General features: G+C 64.5%; 9 protein-coding genes. 2 read left to right on the top strand and 7 right to left on the bottom strand.

Annotated features, from left to right (window positions below):
• Window positions 1-79: 79 nt before the first annotated feature.
• From QPK27_RS00880 to QPK27_RS00865, 4 genes are all read right to left on the bottom strand, one after another.
• Window positions 80-1924, bottom strand: a complete 1845-nt coding sequence (locus QPK27_RS00880) for a DEAD/DEAH box helicase (protein ID WP_290416310.1) — start codon at window positions 1922-1924, stop codon at window positions 80-82.
• Between the two features lie 188 nt (window positions 1925-2112).
• Complete coding sequence (locus QPK27_RS00875) at window positions 2113-4773, bottom strand: TonB-dependent receptor (protein WP_290416309.1); 2661 nt, start codon at window positions 4771-4773, stop codon at window positions 2113-2115.
• Window positions 4774-5218: 445 nt separating this feature from the next.
• Complete coding sequence (locus QPK27_RS00870; RefSeq protein ID WP_290416308.1) at window positions 5219-6730, bottom strand: tryptophan halogenase family protein; 1512 nt, start codon at window positions 6728-6730, stop codon at window positions 5219-5221.
• A gap of 91 nt (window positions 6731-6821) precedes the next feature.
• Window positions 6822-9776, bottom strand: a complete 2955-nt coding sequence (locus QPK27_RS00865) for a TonB-dependent receptor (protein WP_290416307.1) — start codon at window positions 9774-9776, stop codon at window positions 6822-6824.
• Window positions 9777-10239: 463 nt separating this feature from the next.
• On the opposite strand from QPK27_RS00865, the gene QPK27_RS00860 reads away from it, so the two are divergent.
• The gene (locus QPK27_RS00860; RefSeq protein WP_290416306.1) at window positions 10240-12102 is read left to right on the top strand and encodes a glycoside hydrolase family 13 protein; all 1863 of its coding nucleotides are present in this window, start codon (window positions 10240-10242) and stop codon (window positions 12100-12102) included.
• A complete protein-coding gene (locus tag QPK27_RS00855; protein ID WP_290416305.1) occupies window positions 12102-15011 on the top strand; it encodes an esterase in 2910 nt (969 codons plus the stop codon). Before QPK27_RS00860 ends, QPK27_RS00855 begins: the two co-directional genes overlap by 1 nt.
• Window positions 15012-15128: 117 nt before the next feature.
• On the opposite strand, the gene QPK27_RS00850 is transcribed toward QPK27_RS00855, so the two are convergent.
• The 3 genes from QPK27_RS00850 to QPK27_RS00840 form a co-directional block, all read right to left on the bottom strand.
• A complete protein-coding gene (locus QPK27_RS00850; RefSeq protein ID WP_290416304.1) occupies window positions 15129-16115 on the bottom strand; it encodes a diacylglycerol kinase family protein in 987 nt (328 codons plus the stop codon).
• Between the two features lie 85 nt (window positions 16116-16200).
• Window positions 16201-16719 carry a GNAT family N-acetyltransferase gene (locus QPK27_RS00845; RefSeq protein ID WP_290416303.1) on the bottom strand — a complete coding sequence of 173 codons (519 nt, stop codon included), beginning with the start codon at window positions 16717-16719 and terminating at the stop codon, window positions 16201-16203.
• On the bottom strand, window positions 16716-17243 hold the full coding sequence (locus QPK27_RS00840) for an N-acetyltransferase (RefSeq protein ID WP_290416302.1): 528 nt from the start codon (window positions 17241-17243) through the stop codon (window positions 16716-16718). Before QPK27_RS00840 ends, QPK27_RS00845 begins: the two co-directional genes overlap by 4 nt.
• Window positions 17244-17290 lie beyond the last annotated feature (47 nt).

Raw genomic sequence — 17290 nt, 5'->3', positions numbered from 1 at the left:
ACTCAGCGCAAAGATTGCGTTTTGTAGTCAAACAACAGATAGGGTGAACAGCGACGCCATCCACCCCACTGCATGGGAATCAACCCTGCGATGGCCCCTTGCGGTGCGGCTTCTTGCCCGGCGCCGCCTTCTCGGCCACGCGGCGGTCGCCACCCTTCTTCGCATACGGCTTCTTGGCCGACGGCGCCGCCGGCTCTTCGCCGTCGCGGGTGATGTTCAGCTGCTGGCCCGCCACCCACACCGTCTTGAGGTGGTCGACCAGGTCGGCCGGCATGTCGTCCGGCAGGTCCAGCGTGCTGTAGTCGTCGTAGATCTCGATGCGGCCGATGTACTTCGACGGGATGTTGGCTTCGTTGGCGATCGCGCCGACGATGTTGCCCGGCTTGGCGCCGTGGGTGTAGCCGACCTCGATGCGGAAGGTGGCCATGCCCGGTTCCGGCTCGCGCGCCACGCGCTCCTTCTTGAAGCCGGGTTCGCGCGGCGCACGTGGCGGACGCTCTTCCCAGTCGCCGCGTGGCTCACGTGGCTCGCGCACGGCACGTTCACGCTCGCCGCCGAACTCGCGTTGCGACGGGATGCCCTCCGGACGCGCTTCGCGGTCCGGCTTTTCCAGCAGCAGCGGCTCGTCGCCGCGCGCCAGCCTGGCCAGCGCGGCGGCGATGTCCAGCGCCGGCACGTTCTCGTCGCGCTCGATCTCTTCGATCAGCGAACGGAACACGTCCAGGCCGCCCTCGGCCAGCGTGGTGCGGATCTGCTCCTTGAAGCGGGCGATGCGCACTTCATTCACCGCCTTGATGGTCGGCAGCGCCAGCGGCGACACCGGCTGGCGCGTGGCGCGCTCGATGGCTTTCAGCAGGCCGCGCTCGCGCGGGGTGATGAACAGGATCGCGTCGCCGCTGCGGCCGGCGCGGCCGGTGCGGCCGATGCGGTGGGTGTAGCTTTCCGGGTCCGACGGCACGTCGTAGTTGATCACGTGGCTGATGCGCTCCACGTCCAGGCCGCGCGCGGCGACGTCGGTGGCGACCAGGATGTCGATCTTGCCGTTCTTGAGCTGCTCGATGGTGCGCTCGCGCTGTTGCTGGGCCATGTCGCCGTTGATGGCGGTGGCCGCGAAGCCGCGCGCCTGCAGCTTGGTCGCCAGTTCTTCGGTGCCGAGCTTGGTGCGCGCGAAGATGATCATGCCGTCGAATGGCTCGGCTTCCAGGATGCGCGTCAGCGCGTCCAGCTTGTGCATGCCCGACACCAGCCAGTAGCGCTGGGTGATGTTTTCGGCGGTGCCGGTCTTGGCGGCGACGGTGACTTCGGCCGGCTCGTTCAGGTAGGTCTTGGCGATGCGCTTGATCGCCGGCGGCATAGTGGCCGAGAACAGCGTGGTCTGGCGCGTGGCCGGGGTCTGCTGCAGGATGTGCTCGACGTCGTCGATGAAGCCCATGCGCAGCATTTCGTCGGCTTCGTCCAGCACCAGCGTTTTCAGCTGGGAGAGATCGAGCGAACCTTTTTCAATGTGGTCGATGACACGGCCCGGGGTGGCGACCACCACGTGCACGCCGCGGCGCAGCGCCGACAGTTGCGGGCCGTAGCTCTGGCCGCCGTAGATCGGCAGCACGTGGAAGCCCTTGATGTGGGCGGCGTAGCTCTGGAACGCTTCGGCGACCTGGATCGCCAGCTCGCGCGTCGGCGCCAGCACCAGCGCCTGCGGCGCGGTCTGCTTGATGTCGATGTTCGACAGGATCGGCAGCGCGAAGGCGGCGGTCTTGCCGGTGCCGGTCTGGGCCTGTCCCAGCACGTCGCGACCTTCCAGCAGCAAAGGAATGGTGGCGGCCTGGATCGGCGACGGCGTCTCGTAGCCGACATCCTTCAACGCCTTGACGACAGGCGCCGAGAGGTTGAGGTCGGCAAACGATGGGATTGGGGTGTCAGACATGGAAGAGTTGCTCACTAAATTAAATACGAAAGGCGACATTTTACGCTGTCGTCCCTGATGGCGTAGCCGAATGTGGTCGGACGACCACGTTAAACCGGTTAAACCGATGCATTCCTGAAAAAGGAAAACCCTTGCCGGCATTACTGCGGGCAAGGGCTTCGGGAGTGCCGCACCTGCGGCAGCGGAAATTACAGCTTGTAGTTCAGGCCGAACAGCATCTGGCGGCCATACTTGGCGTAGCCGCGCGGACGGTCTTCGGTGCCGGCGTAGCTGCGGAAGGCGGTGTCGGTCAGGTTGTTCACCTGGAACAGCACCGACAGGCCTTCGATCCCCTTGAAGTCGTAGCCCAGCTGCAGGTCGACCACTTTATCGGCCTTCACGTAGGTCAGCTCGGTGGCGCCGCCGATGCCGCCGATCTCGCCCACGAAGTCGCTGCGGTAACGCTGGCTGATACGGGCCGAGAAACCGTCGTTTTCATAGTAGGCGGTGACGTTGAACACGCGCTTGGACAGGCCCGGCAGCGGGATCGCCAGGCTGCCGAAGCGCTGGTCGACGATCGAGATCTCGCTGTTGGTGAACGAGGCGTTGGCGGTGACGCCGAAGCCGTCCAGCATCGGGCTGACCATGTCCAGCGGCACCGAGGCGGCGAATTCCAGGCCCTTCAGGTTGCCGCCCTCGCCGTTCATCGGCTGGGTCATGGTGCCGATATTGCTGGTCGCGCCCTGCAGGTTGAACTCGGAGAAATCACGCGGCACGGTCACGCTGTAGATGTACGAGGACAGGTCCTTGTAGAAACCAGCGGCCGAGACGTAGCCCTTGTTGCCGAAGTATTTTTCCCACGACAGATCGACCTGCTTGGCGCGCCACGGATCGAGCTGGGCGTTGCCGCCGTTGCCCCATGGGGTGCCGGTGCTTTGCTGGGTCAGGCCGACTTCGAGCGCCGCGTTCAGCTGGTTCAGCTTGGCGCGCGCCAGGGTCTTGCCGGCGCCGAAGCGGATGAACTGCTGTTCAGGCAAGCTCCACGCCAGGTTCAGGCTCGGCAGGTAGTCGGTGTACTTCTTGCCGTCGGTCAGCGGCACCAGGTCGGCGAACGGCCAGGCGCGCAGGGTATTCGCGGTCGAGCTCTGGTCGGTCTTGATGACCTGCATGCCGACGTTGCCGCGCAGCGCCATGCCCATCAGTTCGGTGTCAATGTTCAGCTTGGCGTAGCCGGTCTTGACCTTCTCGTCGATCGACCAGTTCTTGGTCGCGCCCCATGGCACCAGCACGGCCGGGGTGTACGGACCGAAGTTCGAGCCCAGCACCGCGTTGATGTCCCAGGTCAGGGCGTCCTGCAGGCCGTACAGCCCTTGGGCGCCGTTGATCACGCCAGGGGCGAAGCTGCCGTCGCCCAGCTTCTGGAAGCCGGTTTCCAGGTGCGCTTTTTCCTTTTCGCGCTTGGAGACGTTGAAGCCCAGTTCCAGGCTGCTGAAGTAGGCGTTGTCGAACTTGCGCTCGATGCTGGCGCGGGCCGAGGTCATCTTGTCGGTCATGTACGGCGCGTTGACGTAGCCGTTGTCGAACTGGCCGCCGATGCGCAGCAGCGCCGGATCGGTGTAGATGCCGGACAAAGCCAGGGTCGGGATGGTGCCGCCGTTGTAGCTGAAGTCCAGGGTCTGGCGCGTCGGCAGGCCGGCGTTGATCTCGATCAGCTCTTCCTTGTGGTCGGCCTTGGAGCGGCTGATGTCGACGATGCCGACCCAGTCGCCCGAGCTGAAGCGGTTGTTCCAGCCGAAGGCGGTCAGCTTGTCTTCGCGCGTCATGCGGTTGTTGCGCACCACCGGATTGACGTTGTTGGCGGTGCCACTGACCATGGTGCCATTCACCACGGTGCCGTTGGTGAAGGTGACGCTGCCGTCATCCTTCAGCGGCATCTCGATGCCGCGGCGGATTTCTTCCTGGTCGAAGCGCGAGTGGTACACGTCGAAGGTCGAGCTGAAGTTGCGGTTCGGACGGAACTCGAGCACGCCCATCAGGCCATCGCGCACCTGGTCGCCGGTGATCGCCATCGACTTCATGCCCTTCGGCACCTTGACCGACGAACCTTCGGCCTGGTCGACCCAGTCCCAGGTTTCGAACTGCTGGCCGACGTTCGGCTTGTCCTGGCGCGCGTAACCGATCGCGACACCGATGGTGCGGTTGGCGAACTGGTCGATGTAGGACGCGCTGACGCGGCTGCCGGTGTCCGGCGAACCCGGGCTGATCTCGCCCTTGGAATTCTTTTCGCCGCGCACGTTGACGGTGACGGTGCGCTCGCGCAGCGACAGCGGCTTGATGGTTTGCAGGTCGACCGTGCCCGACAGGCCCTGGCCGATCACGCTGGCGTCGCCGGTCTTGTACACGGTGACGGCGTTGATCAGTTCGGAGGGATACTGGTCGTATTCGACGGTGCGGTCCGAGCTGGTGGTCACCTGCTCGCGGCCATTCAGCAGCGCGGTCGACAGGTCGCCCGAGGTGCCGCGGATGCTGATCGACTGCGCCTGGCCGTTCACGCGCTGGGCCGACAGGCCCGGCAGGCGGGCCAGCGACTCGGCGATCGAGACGTCCGGCAGCTTGCCGATGTCTTCCGACGAAATCGCTTCGACGATGCCGGTCGATTCGCGCTTGACCGCGATCGCATCTTCGATCGCGCGGCGGATGCCGGTCACGGTCACGGTAGTGACCGGCGCATCGGCGTTCGGGTTGGCGGCTTCGCCCGTGCTCGCGGTCTGCGCATGGGCGCTGCCGGCCAGGATGGTGGCGAAGATGGCGCAGCCGGCCGCCACTGGGCTCAGCTGGAATGCGGCACGCTTGGTAGCGAAGTGTTTCATAGGTGTCCCCTCAGAACGATGTAATTTCCCGCAAGCAGTTATTCGCTTGGCTTAGAGCTGCACCCTGCGGCTCTAGACAAATTGGCATGTCGGCCGCGATTCTGTATTAAAACTAGATGCACTGTCAACGGGAGTCGATTGCAGTAGCGATAATGGCATGTTTTTTACGATCACACCGTAAAACAAGGGTGGCGGCGTTGCATTTGGACTACAGCTCAGGTTTTACCGTTTTGTAGTCGGGCTACATATGCCTTATTAATGTGCAGTATTTGTTCAATTGCACCATCATGGTGCGTGTTGTGTAGTAAAACCTTCATAACCAAAATCAATACCTGTAAACTTACTACGCGGATAGAAAGTGGCGGTACCAGAAATCCCGGACGCAAAAAAGGCCGCTTGATGCGGCCTTCGGTATTCCACGATTGTTAGATCGTGCTGTCGGCAATTACATCCTGCGCGCCGCGCAGTGCTTGGCGATGTACTGATCATGCGTCGGCATCACGTCGATGCACTTGGCGATCACGCCGCGCACGCTTTCCAGATAATCGGCGATGTCGGCCTCGCCCTGCGTGTCGGCCAGCGGATGGTAGCCATCCTGCGCCATGTTCTGTCCTTCGAACACCTGCAGCCAGCCCACTTCCGAGAACAGCTCGTTGTTGTCGCGGATCACCCGTCCGCGCGACCGGTACTGCGCCATCTTGCGCTGCAGCGTTTCCGGAATCGCCATGTTGGCGCATTCAAGCCAGTAAGCCGAATCGGTGCGCTGGTTCAGGTGGTAGTGCAGGATGATGAAATCGCGCACGCGCTCGTATTCGAAGCGTGACTGGCGGTTGTACTCGTCGCGGTCGGCAGCGCTGAAGCGTGTGTCCGGGAACAGCTCGACAAGGCGCGCGATGCCCGACTGGATCAGGTGGATGCTAGTCGACTCCAGCGGCTCGAGGAAGCCGCTCGACAGCCCGATCGCCACGACGTTGCGGTTCCAGGCTTGCTTGCGCATCCCGGTCTGGAACTTGATCAGGCGCGGATCGGCCAGCGCCTGGCCGTCCAGGTTGGACAACAGCGTCGCCGCCGCCTCGTCGTCGCTGATGAAGCGGCTGCAGTACACGTGGCCATTGCCGGTGCGGTGCTGCAGCGGAATGCGCCATTGCCAGCCGGATTGGTGGGCGGTGGCGCGGGTGTAGGGCGTGATTGCCGGCGCCGATTCGCACGGCACGGCGAGGGCGCGGTCGGCCGGCAACCAGTGCGTCCAGTCTTCGTAGCCGGTTTCCAGGGCCTGCTCGATCAGCAAACCACGGAAGCCCGAGCAGTCGATGAACAGTTCGCCTTCGACGCGCTGGCCGTTTTCCAGCTCGACCGCGTCGATGAAGCCGTCCGGCTCTCGCCGGGTGGCGCGCGTAATTTTCCCTTCGATGCGGGTCACGCCACGCGCTTCGGACAGCTTGCGCAAATACTTCGCATACAGGCTGGCGTCGAAGTGGTAGGCATAGGCGATATCGCCCAGCGGCGAATTCTTGACCTCGTTCGACGGCGGCATGAACTTGCCGGCCTTGGCCGCCATGCGCGTGATCGAATACTCTCCCAGCGGCGCCGCCTTGCCCAGCGCGCGCATCTTTTGCCAGTAGCCCTCGAACGGCACCGTGGCCAGGTCCTGGCCGACGCGGCCGAAGCCGTGCATGTAGCGCTCGCCGATCCTGCCCCAGTTGACGAACTCGATGCCGAGCTTGAAGCTGCCCTGCGTCTCGCGCATGAATTCGTTCTCGTCGATGCCAACCACGCGGTTGAAGCGCTGGATCATCGGAATCGTCGCTTCGCCCACGCCGACGATGCCGATCTCATCGGATTCGACCAGCTTGATGTTGAAGCGGCCATTGAGCATGCTGCTCAGCGCCGCCGCCGTCATCCAGCCGGCGGTGCCGCCGCCGACGATGACGATGTCCTTGATTGGTTTATTCTGCATGTGTCCCCTGCCCTGCCAGGAAAATCCGTCAAATGAAAAACAACCCCTGCGGCTGGCGCCGTCAGGGGTTGCATTGTAGCCCTATGTGAAATTAGAACTTGTAGTTCGCGCCGAACTGGTAAGTGCGGCCGTACTCGACGCGGCGGGTGACCGAGTCGCGGCTGTCGGTGTACTCCTGGTACGGTGCGTTGTTCCAGTTGTTCGCCTGGGCGAACACCGACAGGCCCTTGGCAAAGCCGCTCTGGATCTCGTACGAAACCTGGAAGTCGACGATGGTTTCGCCCTTCACGAAGGTGTACTGCAGCGTGTCCGAGAAGTCAGGCGACTGGCCCAGGAAGTCCGAACGCTTGCGCGCCGCGGCGGCGATCTGGAAGCCGTTCTTCTCGTAGTACAGGCGCAGGTTGCTGACCTTGCGCGACAGGCCCGGCAGCGGGATCGACTGCGCCGCGGTCTGCACGTTGCCGAAGCCCAGCGCCGGGATGTCGATCGCCGACTTGGTGTCCGAGTGGTTGGCCATCACGCCGAAACCGTCCAGCCATGGATGCACCATCTCCAGCGGGATGTTGATCGCCAGCTCGTAACCCTTGATGCTGCCGCCTTCGCCGTTTTCAGGACGGTTCAGCACGCCGATGGTGGAACCGGCGAACGGACCGGTGGATGGCAGCGGCGTGGTCGAGGTCACCCACGGTGCGAAGTCGTATTCGGACGGCGTGCGCAGGATGAAGCTGTCGAGCTTCTTGTAGAAGCCGGCCACGCTGACGTAACCCTTCTTGGCGAAGTACTTTTCGTACGACAGGTCGAACTGCTTGGCTTCGAACGGTTTCAGTTGCGGATTGCCACCGCCGCCGCTGATGAACGGGTTGGCGACGCTGGTGTTCACACCAAAGCCGAGGCCGCCGCGCAAATCGTCCAGGCTCGGGCGCGACAGCACCTTGGCGATGCCCATGCGCAGCACCTGGTCGTTGTTCAGGTCGAACGACAGGTTCAGGCTCGGCAGCACGTTCCAGTAGTCGGCGCCGCCTTCCGCGCGCACCACCGGGCAGGTTGCCGCGGTTTCGCCGGTGCAGTTGCCGCTGTTGTAGCCGCCGCCCATCTGCTTGGTGTGCACGAACTGGGTGCCGACGTTGCCGCGGAATTCATACCCCATCAGCTCGCCGTTCAGGTCGCCCATCACGTAGGCGGTCTGCACGGTTTCTTTCACATCCCACAGCTTGGTCAATACGTCGGCATTGACCTTCTCGGCCAGTTCGTACACCGAACCCAGCGAACCGGTCGGGTTCCAGGAAGCGACTGGAATGCCGGTGGTGCCCGCCGTGGTCGGCGTGCTGTTCGGCATCGGGGTGGCGGCGTACAGGCCACCGCCGATTACCAGGAGGCGACCCTCTTCGCCGGTGCGGCGTTTTTCGCGGTCGGTGTAGTTATAGCCGAACTGCAAGGCCGACATCGGGCCCCACTCGACCGAACGCTTGGCGTTCAGGCGGATCGACTTCAGCTTGTCTTCGATGAACGGCTGGGCCAGGTAACCGGCTTGCGCCAACGGATCGGCTTCGGTGCCCGACCAGCCGTTGACGTCGGTCAGCTGGGAGACGTTCGGATCGGCATAGTTCAGGCCGGTGCGATAGGCAACGTCGGTGTAGTTCAGGCCGTTGAAGCCGGTCCACGAAATGGTGTCCAGCGCCGTCGCATTGCCCGGCAGGCCGGCGCTGGTTTCGTAGCGCTGGCTCAGCTTGGTCGCCTTGGACCAGGTGAGGTCGGCGCTGGTATTCCACTCGCCCAGTTTCAGCTCGTTCTTCCAGCCCACGGTCTTCAGGTCGTCTTCCGCGGTTTCGATATGGTTGCGGATCACGGCCTTGTAGTTGGTCAGGGTGCCGCTGGTGGCGATGCCGTTCGACACCACGACGTCCTGCAGCACGCCGGCCGGGTCATAGCGGCCGTTGGTGTTGTTGCCGATCGCGCCTTCCAGGCCGGTACGCTTGTAGCCGGTTTCGCCGGCCGAATAGAACAGGTCGACGGTCGAGCGGAAGTTGCGGTTCGGACGCCATTGCAGGGACGCAAACGCGCCGTCGCGGTTGTGGTAGCCGGTCTCGGTATCGGCGGTGAAGCCGGTCGGCACGCGCACCATCTGGCCGTTGTATGGCAGCTCGGCGGTATTGCCGCCCCAGGCGTCGAACTTGCGCTGTTCGCCGCCGGTTTCGTCATACGAGGTCAGGCCGACCGCGACGCCGATCGTACGATCTGCGAACTGGTCGATGTAGGACAGCGAGAAGCGGTCGCCATCGCCTTCTTCGGCGGTGCGCACGCCCAGGCGGCTCTTCTTGTAGTTGACAGCGATCACGCGCTTGCCGAAGTCGAGCGGCTGCACGGTTTTCAGGTCGATGGTCGCGGCCAGGCCCTGGCCGATCACGCTCGCGTCCGGGGTCTTGTAGATCGTCACGCCGCCCATCAGTTCGGCCGGGAACAGGTCGAATTCAGGATTGCGGGCGTTGCCGGTGGAGGCCATTTCGCGGCCGTTGAGCAGGGTGCCGTTGAAGCTCGGCGACAGGCCGCGCACCGAGATCTCGGACGCGCGTCCCGAACCGCGGCTACGCTGGGCGGTCACGCCCGGCAGGCGTGCGATCGACTCGGCGACGCTCTGGTCCGGCAGCTTGCCGATGTCTTCGGCCGAGATCGCCTCGACGATGGAATTCGAATTGCGCTTGACCGAGATCGCCGCTTCGATACCGGAACGGATACCGGTCACCTGCACCCGCGCCGGTGCGGCCGAGTTCGGCGTGGCCGAGTTGGAGGTGGAAGCGGTGGCGTTGGAACCGGCCGGGGTCGGCGACGCGGTCGACGGCGCAGTGGCCTGGTCGGCCGGGGTGGGCGTCTGGGCGGCGCTTACTGGGGTATTGGGAGCAACGGTGGTCTGCGCTTCGCTGCCGGACGCTTGCGCGTACACATTGCCGGCGAAGGCGGACAGCAGGACGGTGCAGGCTGCGGCGACTGGGCTGAGCTGGAAAGCACGGCGAACGGGTGCGCCGGCACGCTTGGTAGCGATGGGTTTCATGCGTCTCCTCGGTTTAAACATGTTATGTCCAGCGCACGCTCTGTACTAAAACTAGATTCGCAATCGCTGAGTTCTTTGTTCTGAGGATGATGGCACGCTTTTCATACATACGGCCATTGCGCACACAGATTTCGTTGTGATTAAGCTACAAATACCGCTTTCGAAACTCGTAATTTCACTACAAAGTTTCCTAAAACCCATGCTTTCGTGCATTTTTTGAGTCTGGGAACACACTGGTTTAGCCGTGAAAACCGCGCAATCTTCAGATTCTCTTTAGGTGAAAACGGTTTCACAAAACGGATGTAGTTCGAGTAAACCAATTTAGCCTTCGTAAAGCTTGGAAAAACGTTTCTATAGTAATCTTCCGGCACGACAACAACGGAGACTATCCTCAGTGCATGGAAACCACACGCCTGTGTAGTGAGACTACGTAGCGTGTCCCAGGCGCTGGGAATGCAAAATCATGAAACACATTCTCGCCTGCATCCTTCTTGGTACCGCCTCGCTCGCCGCCCATGCCCAGTCCCCCGCCATTGCCCATATGGAGCCGCCGTTCTGGTGGGCCGGCATGCAGGACCAGAAGCTGCAGCTGATGGTCCATGGCGAACGCATCGCCGACCTGGAACCGTCGCTGTCGTATCCGGGCGTACGCATCGCTTCCGTATCGCGGGTGCAGAGCCGCAACTACCTGTTCATCGACCTGGTGCTGGACAAGAAGGTGCGCCCGGGCGATGTGCAGATCACATTCAATGGTGGCGGCCGTAGTGCCAGCTACACCTATCGCCTACTGGCGCGCGAGCCCGGTTCGCGCGAGCGCCAGGGCTTCAGCAGCAAGGACGCCATCTACCAGGTCATGCCCGACCGCTTCGCCAACGGCGACCCGTCCAACGACTCGGTCGAAGGCATGCCGGACAAGCTCGACCGCAAGGGCGGCCTGGGCCGCCACGGCGGCGACATCAAGGGCATGATCGACCGCCTCGGCTACGTCAAGGACATGGGCTTCACCCAGCTGTGGCCGACGCCGCTGGTCGAAAACAACTCGCGCGCCTTCTCGTACCACGGCTACGCCGCGACCGACCTGTACAAGATCGACCCACGCTACGGCAGCAACGACGACTTCCGCCGCTTGTCGGTGGAAGCGGGCAAGCAGGGCATCGGCATCATCCAGGACGTGGTGCTGTCGCACATCGGCAGCAACCACTGGTGGATGAAGGATCTGCCGACGCCGGACTGGATCAACTACAACAACAAGTTCACCCCGACCCACCACAACCACACCGCGGTGCAGGACCCGTACGCGTCGAAAGAAGACGCCGACAACTTCACGCGCGGCTGGTTCGTGCAGAGCATGCCGGACCTGAACCAGTCGAATTCCTTCGTCGCCAATTACCTCATCCAGAACAACATCTGGTGGATCGAATACGCCGGCCTGTCGGGCCTGCGCATCGACACCTTCGGCTACTCCGACCCGGCCTTCCTGACCGAGTACACCAAACGCCTGATGGACGAATATCCGAAGCTGAACCTGGTGGGTGAAGAGTGGAACACCAAGGTGCCGGTGGTCGCCTACTGGCAGCGCGGCAAAGTCAATCACGACGGCTACCGCGCCCATACCCCGAGCCTGATGGACTTCCCGGTGGCCGAGGCGATGAGGAACGCCCTGGCCGACACCAAAGGCGGCAACGTGTTCAGCGACGTCTACGAGACGCTCTCGCTCGACTACCTGTACCCGGAGCCGGGCAACCTGGTGCTGTTCGCCGACAACCACGACATGTCGCGCATCTACAGCGTGGTGGGCGAGGACTTCGACAAGTACCGCATGAGCATGATCTTCATGATGACCGCGCCGCGCATCCCGCAGTTCTATACCGGCGACGAGATCCTGATGACCAGCGAGACCAAGGAACGCAACGACGCCACCTACCGCACCCCGTTCCCGGGCGGCTGGGCCGGCGACCGGGTCGACGCCTTCAGCGGCAAGGGCCTGAAGGCCAAGGAGCGGGCAGCGCAGGACTTCGTGCGCAAGCTGGCCAACTGGCGCAAGGGCCAGCCGGTGATCCACGACGGTAAAATGATGCACTACGCGCCGCGTGACAATACCTGGGTCTACTTCCGCTACAACGAGAACAAGAAGGTCATGGTCGTCTTCAACAACAACAGCAAGGACATGACGCTCGACACCGAGCGCTTCCGCGAGATGCTGGACGGCGTCGCCGGCGGCACCGACGCCCTCACCGGCCAGGCCTACGACCTGCGCGGCAAGCTGCGCCTGCCGGCGCGCGCGGCGCTGGTATTGGAACTGCAGCAGCCGCAAGGCCAGCCGTGATGCGGCGTCGCCTGATCGCGCTGGCCGCCCTGATCGCCTGTGGCACGGCCGCGGCGCAGGACATCGCCGAACTGTATGTGCGCGGCGCCTTCAATGGCTGGGGCACCGCCAGTCCGCTGATCGCCAAGGGCAAGGGCGTGTACCAGGCGGACATCCTGGTCAGTCCCGGTAATCACGCCTTCAAGCTCGGCACCGGCGACTGGGGCCGGGAATGGGTGATCGACCCGGATAAAAGCACCAGCGTCGCGCCGGACCAGGCGTACGGGATCGAGCAGCAGTCCGGTCCCGAGACCTTCCTGTTCGTGCGCCGCACCGGCACTTACCGCTTCACGGTCGACGCCTCGCATCCGGGCAAGCCGGTGCTGAAGGTGGCGCGCATCGCCGATGCGCAACCGGCCAACGCGCCCGATCCGCATGCGGGACACACCGTCAGCGCCACGCAAGTTTGGCCAACGTGGGACGGCAAGCAGGAAACCGTACGCTACTCGACGCCGGATGCGACGACCTCGCTGCGCCGTTACGTGCAGTCGTCGACCATGGCGCTGCGCGACCCCGGTCCGCAGCACGTGGAATACGCCGAGCAGGAAGGCTTGCCGCGGGTCCGCAGCGGCAACCTGGCGTTCGACGCCCTGTTCGCGCTGGCCGGCGCCGAGATGCGGCTGAACTCCGTCAGCCAGATCAAGGACGGCAACTACAACGGCGGCCAGCCGATCGGCTGCGACTGCTTCTCGACCGGCGAAAAATGGGCCTACGTCTGGACCCGCGACCTGTCGTACGCGGCCGACCTGGGCCTGGCCCTGCTCGACCCGCAGCGGGTGCGCAACTCGCTCGACTTCAAGCTCTCGGGCTGGCGCCCCGGGATCAAACCGGCAGCACAGATTCCCGCCACGCCGGACGGCCTGCAGATCGTGCAGGACACCGGCAGCGGCGGCAGCTGGCCGGTCAGCACCGACCGCCTGACCTGGGCCTTCGCGGCAGAGGAGACGCTGCGCACCCTGCCCGCCGCCGAGCGCGCGGCGTTCGCGGCGCGCGCCCTGAAGGCGCTGTCCAACACGATCGACATCGACCGCGTGGCGGCGTTCGATACCAAGACCGGCCTGTACACCGGCGAACAATCCTACCTCGACTGGCGCGACCAGACTTACGCGGCATGGATTCCGGGCGACCTGGCGTCGATGGCCAGTTCCAAGGCGCTGTCCACCAACGTCGTGTATTACCAGGCCTTGCGCCTGGCCGCCAAGCTGGCGCGCGAGCACAAGGACGCGCCGCGCGCGCAGCGCTACGAAGGCTGGGCTGCAGACCTGAAGCGGGCCATCAACGAGCGCCTGTGGTTGCAGGACGCCGGCATGTACAGCAGCCTTACCGCCGGCCACCTGGACGACGCGCCGCTGCACAAGTTCGACTGGCTCGGCCAAGCGCTTGCCATCGTCACCGGCGTGGCCGACGACAAGCGCGCGGCCTCGATCCTGGCGCACTACCCGCACGGCCCGATGGGCGCGCCGATGATCTGGCCGCAGCAGATCGGCGCGCCGATCTATCACAACCGCTCGATCTGGCCGTTCGTGACCGCCTACGGCCTGCGCGCGGCGGCCAGCGCCGGCAACGCGGCGGTGGCCGATACCGCCTACGACTCGCTGATGCGCGGGGCGGCGGTCAATCTGTCGAACATGGAAAACCTGGAGTGGCTGTCGGGACAGCCGCTGCTGCTGGACGAAAAGAACCCGTCCCTGATCGGGCCGGTGATCAACTCGCGCCGTCAATTGTGGTCGGTCGGCGGCTACCTCGGCATGGTGATCGAGAACGTGTTCGGCGTGACGGCGCAGGACGACGGCATCGCGCTGCGTCCCTTCGTGACCGCCAAGCTGCGCCGCGATACCTTTGGCGACACCGACCGCATCATGCTGCAAGACCTGCGCCTGCACGGCAAGCGCATCGAGGTGCTGGTGCGCCTCCCGGCCGCGAGCCAGGGCAGCGGGTATTACGCGGTCGAGCGCATCGTCTTGAACGGCAAGCCGGCGCAGCAACACGTGCGGCTGGCCGAGCTGGGCGAGAGCAATCGCATCGAGATCACGCTGGGCAAGCTGGTGACGGGTCAGGACGGGATCCGACGCGTGAAGGCCGATCCGTACGTGGAATCGAGTGTGGCGTTCGGGCCGCGCGAGCCGGTGGTGTCCAGCCTGGAGCGATTGGCGTCGGGTGGCGTCAAGGTCGGCATCGGCGCCGGCGGCAATGCGGGGGACGTGACCTACAGCGTCTACCGCGACGGCAAACCGGTGGCCAGCGGCTTGAAGGCCGGCGAATGGCTCGACCGCCAGGGCGGCGCGGCGTCGTGCTATGCGCTCGAAGCACGCCATACCGACAGCGGCAAGGGTGGTGGTAACTACAGCCACCACAGCATGCCGCGCTGCGTCGATGCCGGGATCGAGATTCCGGTAAGCGATGCGCGTGTGGCCTCGAACCTGACGCCGACCGCGCCGGATGCGCGCTTCACCCGGCCGCACCTGGCCGGCTGGGGCCAGCCTAACGACCGCTTCACGGTCGAGCGCATCGCCGTGACGCAGCCCGGCAGCTACCGGGTGCAGGTGCGCTATCACAACGGCGCCAACCAGGTGAACCTGGGCGTGAGCAACGGCGTCAAGTGGCTGGCGTTGAAGGACGCCAGCGGCAAGATCGTGGCGCAGGGCGTGATCCAGCTGCCGCACGCGCCGCTCTACAAGGCGAATACGCCGAGCGTGTATTCGACGCCGCTGGCGGCGCAGCTGACGGCGGGGAGTTATCGGGTCGAGTTGACGGATTTCTTCAACATGAGCTACCTGGAGAGCAATCGCAGCTTCAGCGGAGCGGGTGGGAAGAAGCCGTCGAACCGGTTCGATATCTATGGCGTGCGACTGCTCAGAGTGAACCCGTAGGGTTGGCGGCTCCGCCGCCGACGCGGTGATGATTGGCTTCGAGATCATCCGGCGCGATATCGGCGCCAATAACAATCGCCGCGTCGGCGGCAAAGCCGCCAACCCTACACCGTCGAGTCACGCCGTCGCGGCATCCCCCGCCTCTTTGCGCGAATCGCCATGCGCCGCCCCCGACGCCAGCAACTTGAGCCGCCCTTCCAGCACCTGAAACTCGAACGGCGTCGCCATATTGCTCACCTCCCCATCCGCCGCAACCTTCAAGCGCTTGCGCCCATACAGCGACGGCGTCCTCACCGTCATGCGCTTGAACGCGAACGCCACCACGTCGTCACCCTGCCCCAGCTTGCCGAACGCGCCCTTGATCAGCAGGCCCAGCAAGCCCAGCTTGCCCATCGGCTTCGGCGCCAGCGCCACCAGCTGCCCCTCTTCCACCGCTTCGGTCAGCTGCTCCATCCCGACCTGCTCCATCTGCAGCCGGTTGTTGCCCACGAACAGCGTCGTGGTGCGCAGCCGCCGTTCCTTGCCGTCCAGTTCGAGCGAAATGCGCAGGTGGCGGTGCGGCCGCAGCGTCATCTTGATCGCGGAGAGGAAGGCGACGAAGCGGCTGCGCCCGTACTGCTGCTTGTCGTGCTCGCGCTCCTCGAGCAGCCTGGGATACAGGCCGACGCTGGCGTTGACCAGGAAAATCTTGTTGTTGAGCAGCCCCACCTGCACCGGCCGCACCTCGGCGCGCAGCATCGCGTACACGGCTTCGGACAAGTCTTCGGGAATGCCGTGGGTGCGGCCGAAATAGTTGAAGGTACCTTGCGGCAAGACCCCGAACGGGCAGCCGGCCAGCACCGCCTGGTGCGCCACCGTGTTGATGGTGCCGTCGCCGCCGGCCGCCACCAGCACCCCGCCCTGCGCGACCGCCTTGGCGGCCTGCTCGCGCGCGATCGCCTCCAGCTGCTCGGGTTCGTCCACCACCTCCAGGTGGCAGACCCGCCCCTCGCTCTCCATCACGGTGCGGATGGTCGAGATGCGCTCTTCGGTTTCGGAATGGCCCGAACCGGCGTTGAGCACGATGAAGTAGTGGGCGTCGGGGCGCAGCGCAGTGGTCGGCATCGTCGTGTGGCGTTCGATAAGTGGTTCGGTTGATTCAGCGGTGACTTATCCTAGCACTGTCGTTACGCGCCGGATGGTGCGCTACTCAACCGTGGCGCACGGGCTCCATCAGGTACAGGTTGACCATCGGCCGCGCCGGCTCGTTGACCACCATGCCCTCGAAGCGAAAACCGAGTTTGAGCAGCAGCGCGATCGAGGCGGCGTTGGCCGGATTGCAGATCGCCGCCAGCGGCGAGATGCCGAGCGCGATCGCATGGCGCACCGTGGCCTGCGCCGCCTCGAGCGCGTAGCCGCGGCCGCGCCAGTCGGGCAGGAAGGCGTAGCCGATGTCGACGTAGTCGAGCGCCTCGCGCTTGAGCAGGCCGCAAAAGCCGATCGGCGTGCCGTCGAGCAGCTCGACCATGTACATCGCATGGCCGTACTTCGCCAGCATCGCCATCGGCCCCAGCACGATCGCCTGGCGCGCATCGTCGAGCGTGCGCTGCTGGCGGTCGCCGATGAACGCGACGAAAGTCGGATCGTTGACCAGCGCCAGGTGCACCGGCGCGTCGCTTTCGGTCAGGGTGCGCAGGCGCAGGCGGTCAGTAACGGCGATCTGCTTCATTCGTCCGCCGTCGGCCAGTGGTCCGGGTCCTGCAGCAGCTGGTACATCACGTAGGCGTCGACGTAGCCCAGGCGCTTGTGGCGAAACGCCTTGGGCAGTGTGCCGGTGATGGCGAAGCCGAGCTTCTTCCACAGCCGGATGGCGGCGGTGTTGGTGCTCACCACGTAGTTGAACTGCATCGCCAGGAAGCCGGCGCGGCGCGCCTGATCGAGGCAATGCTCGCCCAGCCGGTAGCCGATGCCCGCTCCTTGCGCCGCCGAGTTGACCATGAACGAGGCGTTGGCCACGTGGTGGCCGCGCCCGACCTGGTTCGGCACCAGCCGGTACATGCCCAGCACCCGCCCGCCGCCAGTGGTGGCCACGAAGGCGCGCACGCCCGCGCCCAGCCAGTACCCTTGCGCGGCCTCGCGCGTGGTGGCGGCGCCGAAGGTATAGGTTTCGCCGGCCGCGATGTGGGCGCTGAAGATGCTCCACATCGACTCGAAGTCGGTTTCGTGGGCAGGACGGATTTCGATATCTATCACGACAGTGGGCGTGTTCGCCAATTCAAGGAGTTAAGCATTCTGCACCA

The organism is Massilia sp. YIM B02443 (assembly GCF_030411955.1).
Taxonomy (GTDB): Bacteria; Pseudomonadota; Gammaproteobacteria; order Burkholderiales; family Burkholderiaceae_D; genus Telluria.
Note: the sequence above shows the minus strand (reverse complement) of the source record. Positions and strands in the feature narration are given on the sequence as shown.

Bases quoted from the DNA above. Each gene is read 5' to 3' on its own strand.
- QPK27_RS00880 (WP_290416310.1), bottom strand. From the start codon at position 1,924: ATGTCTGACACCCCAATCCCATCGTTTGCCGACCTCAACCTCTCGGCG.
- QPK27_RS00875 (WP_290416309.1), bottom strand. From the start codon at position 4,773: ATGAAACACTTCGCTACCAAGCGTGCCGCATTCCAGCTGAGCCCAGTG.
- QPK27_RS00870 (WP_290416308.1), bottom strand. From the start codon at position 6,730: ATGCAGAATAAACCAATCAAGGACATCGTCATCGTCGGCGGCGGCACC.
- QPK27_RS00865 (WP_290416307.1), bottom strand. From the start codon at position 9,776: ATGAAACCCATCGCTACCAAGCGTGCCGGCGCACCCGTTCGCCGTGCT.
- QPK27_RS00860 (WP_290416306.1), top strand. From the start codon at position 10,240: ATGAAACACATTCTCGCCTGCATCCTTCTTGGTACCGCCTCGCTCGCC.
- QPK27_RS00855 (WP_290416305.1), top strand. From the start codon at position 12,102: ATGCGGCGTCGCCTGATCGCGCTGGCCGCCCTGATCGCCTGTGGCACG.
- QPK27_RS00850 (WP_290416304.1), bottom strand. From the start codon at position 16,115: ATGCCGACCACTGCGCTGCGCCCCGACGCCCACTACTTCATCGTGCTC.
- QPK27_RS00845 (WP_290416303.1), bottom strand. From the start codon at position 16,719: ATGAAGCAGATCGCCGTTACTGACCGCCTGCGCCTGCGCACCCTGACC.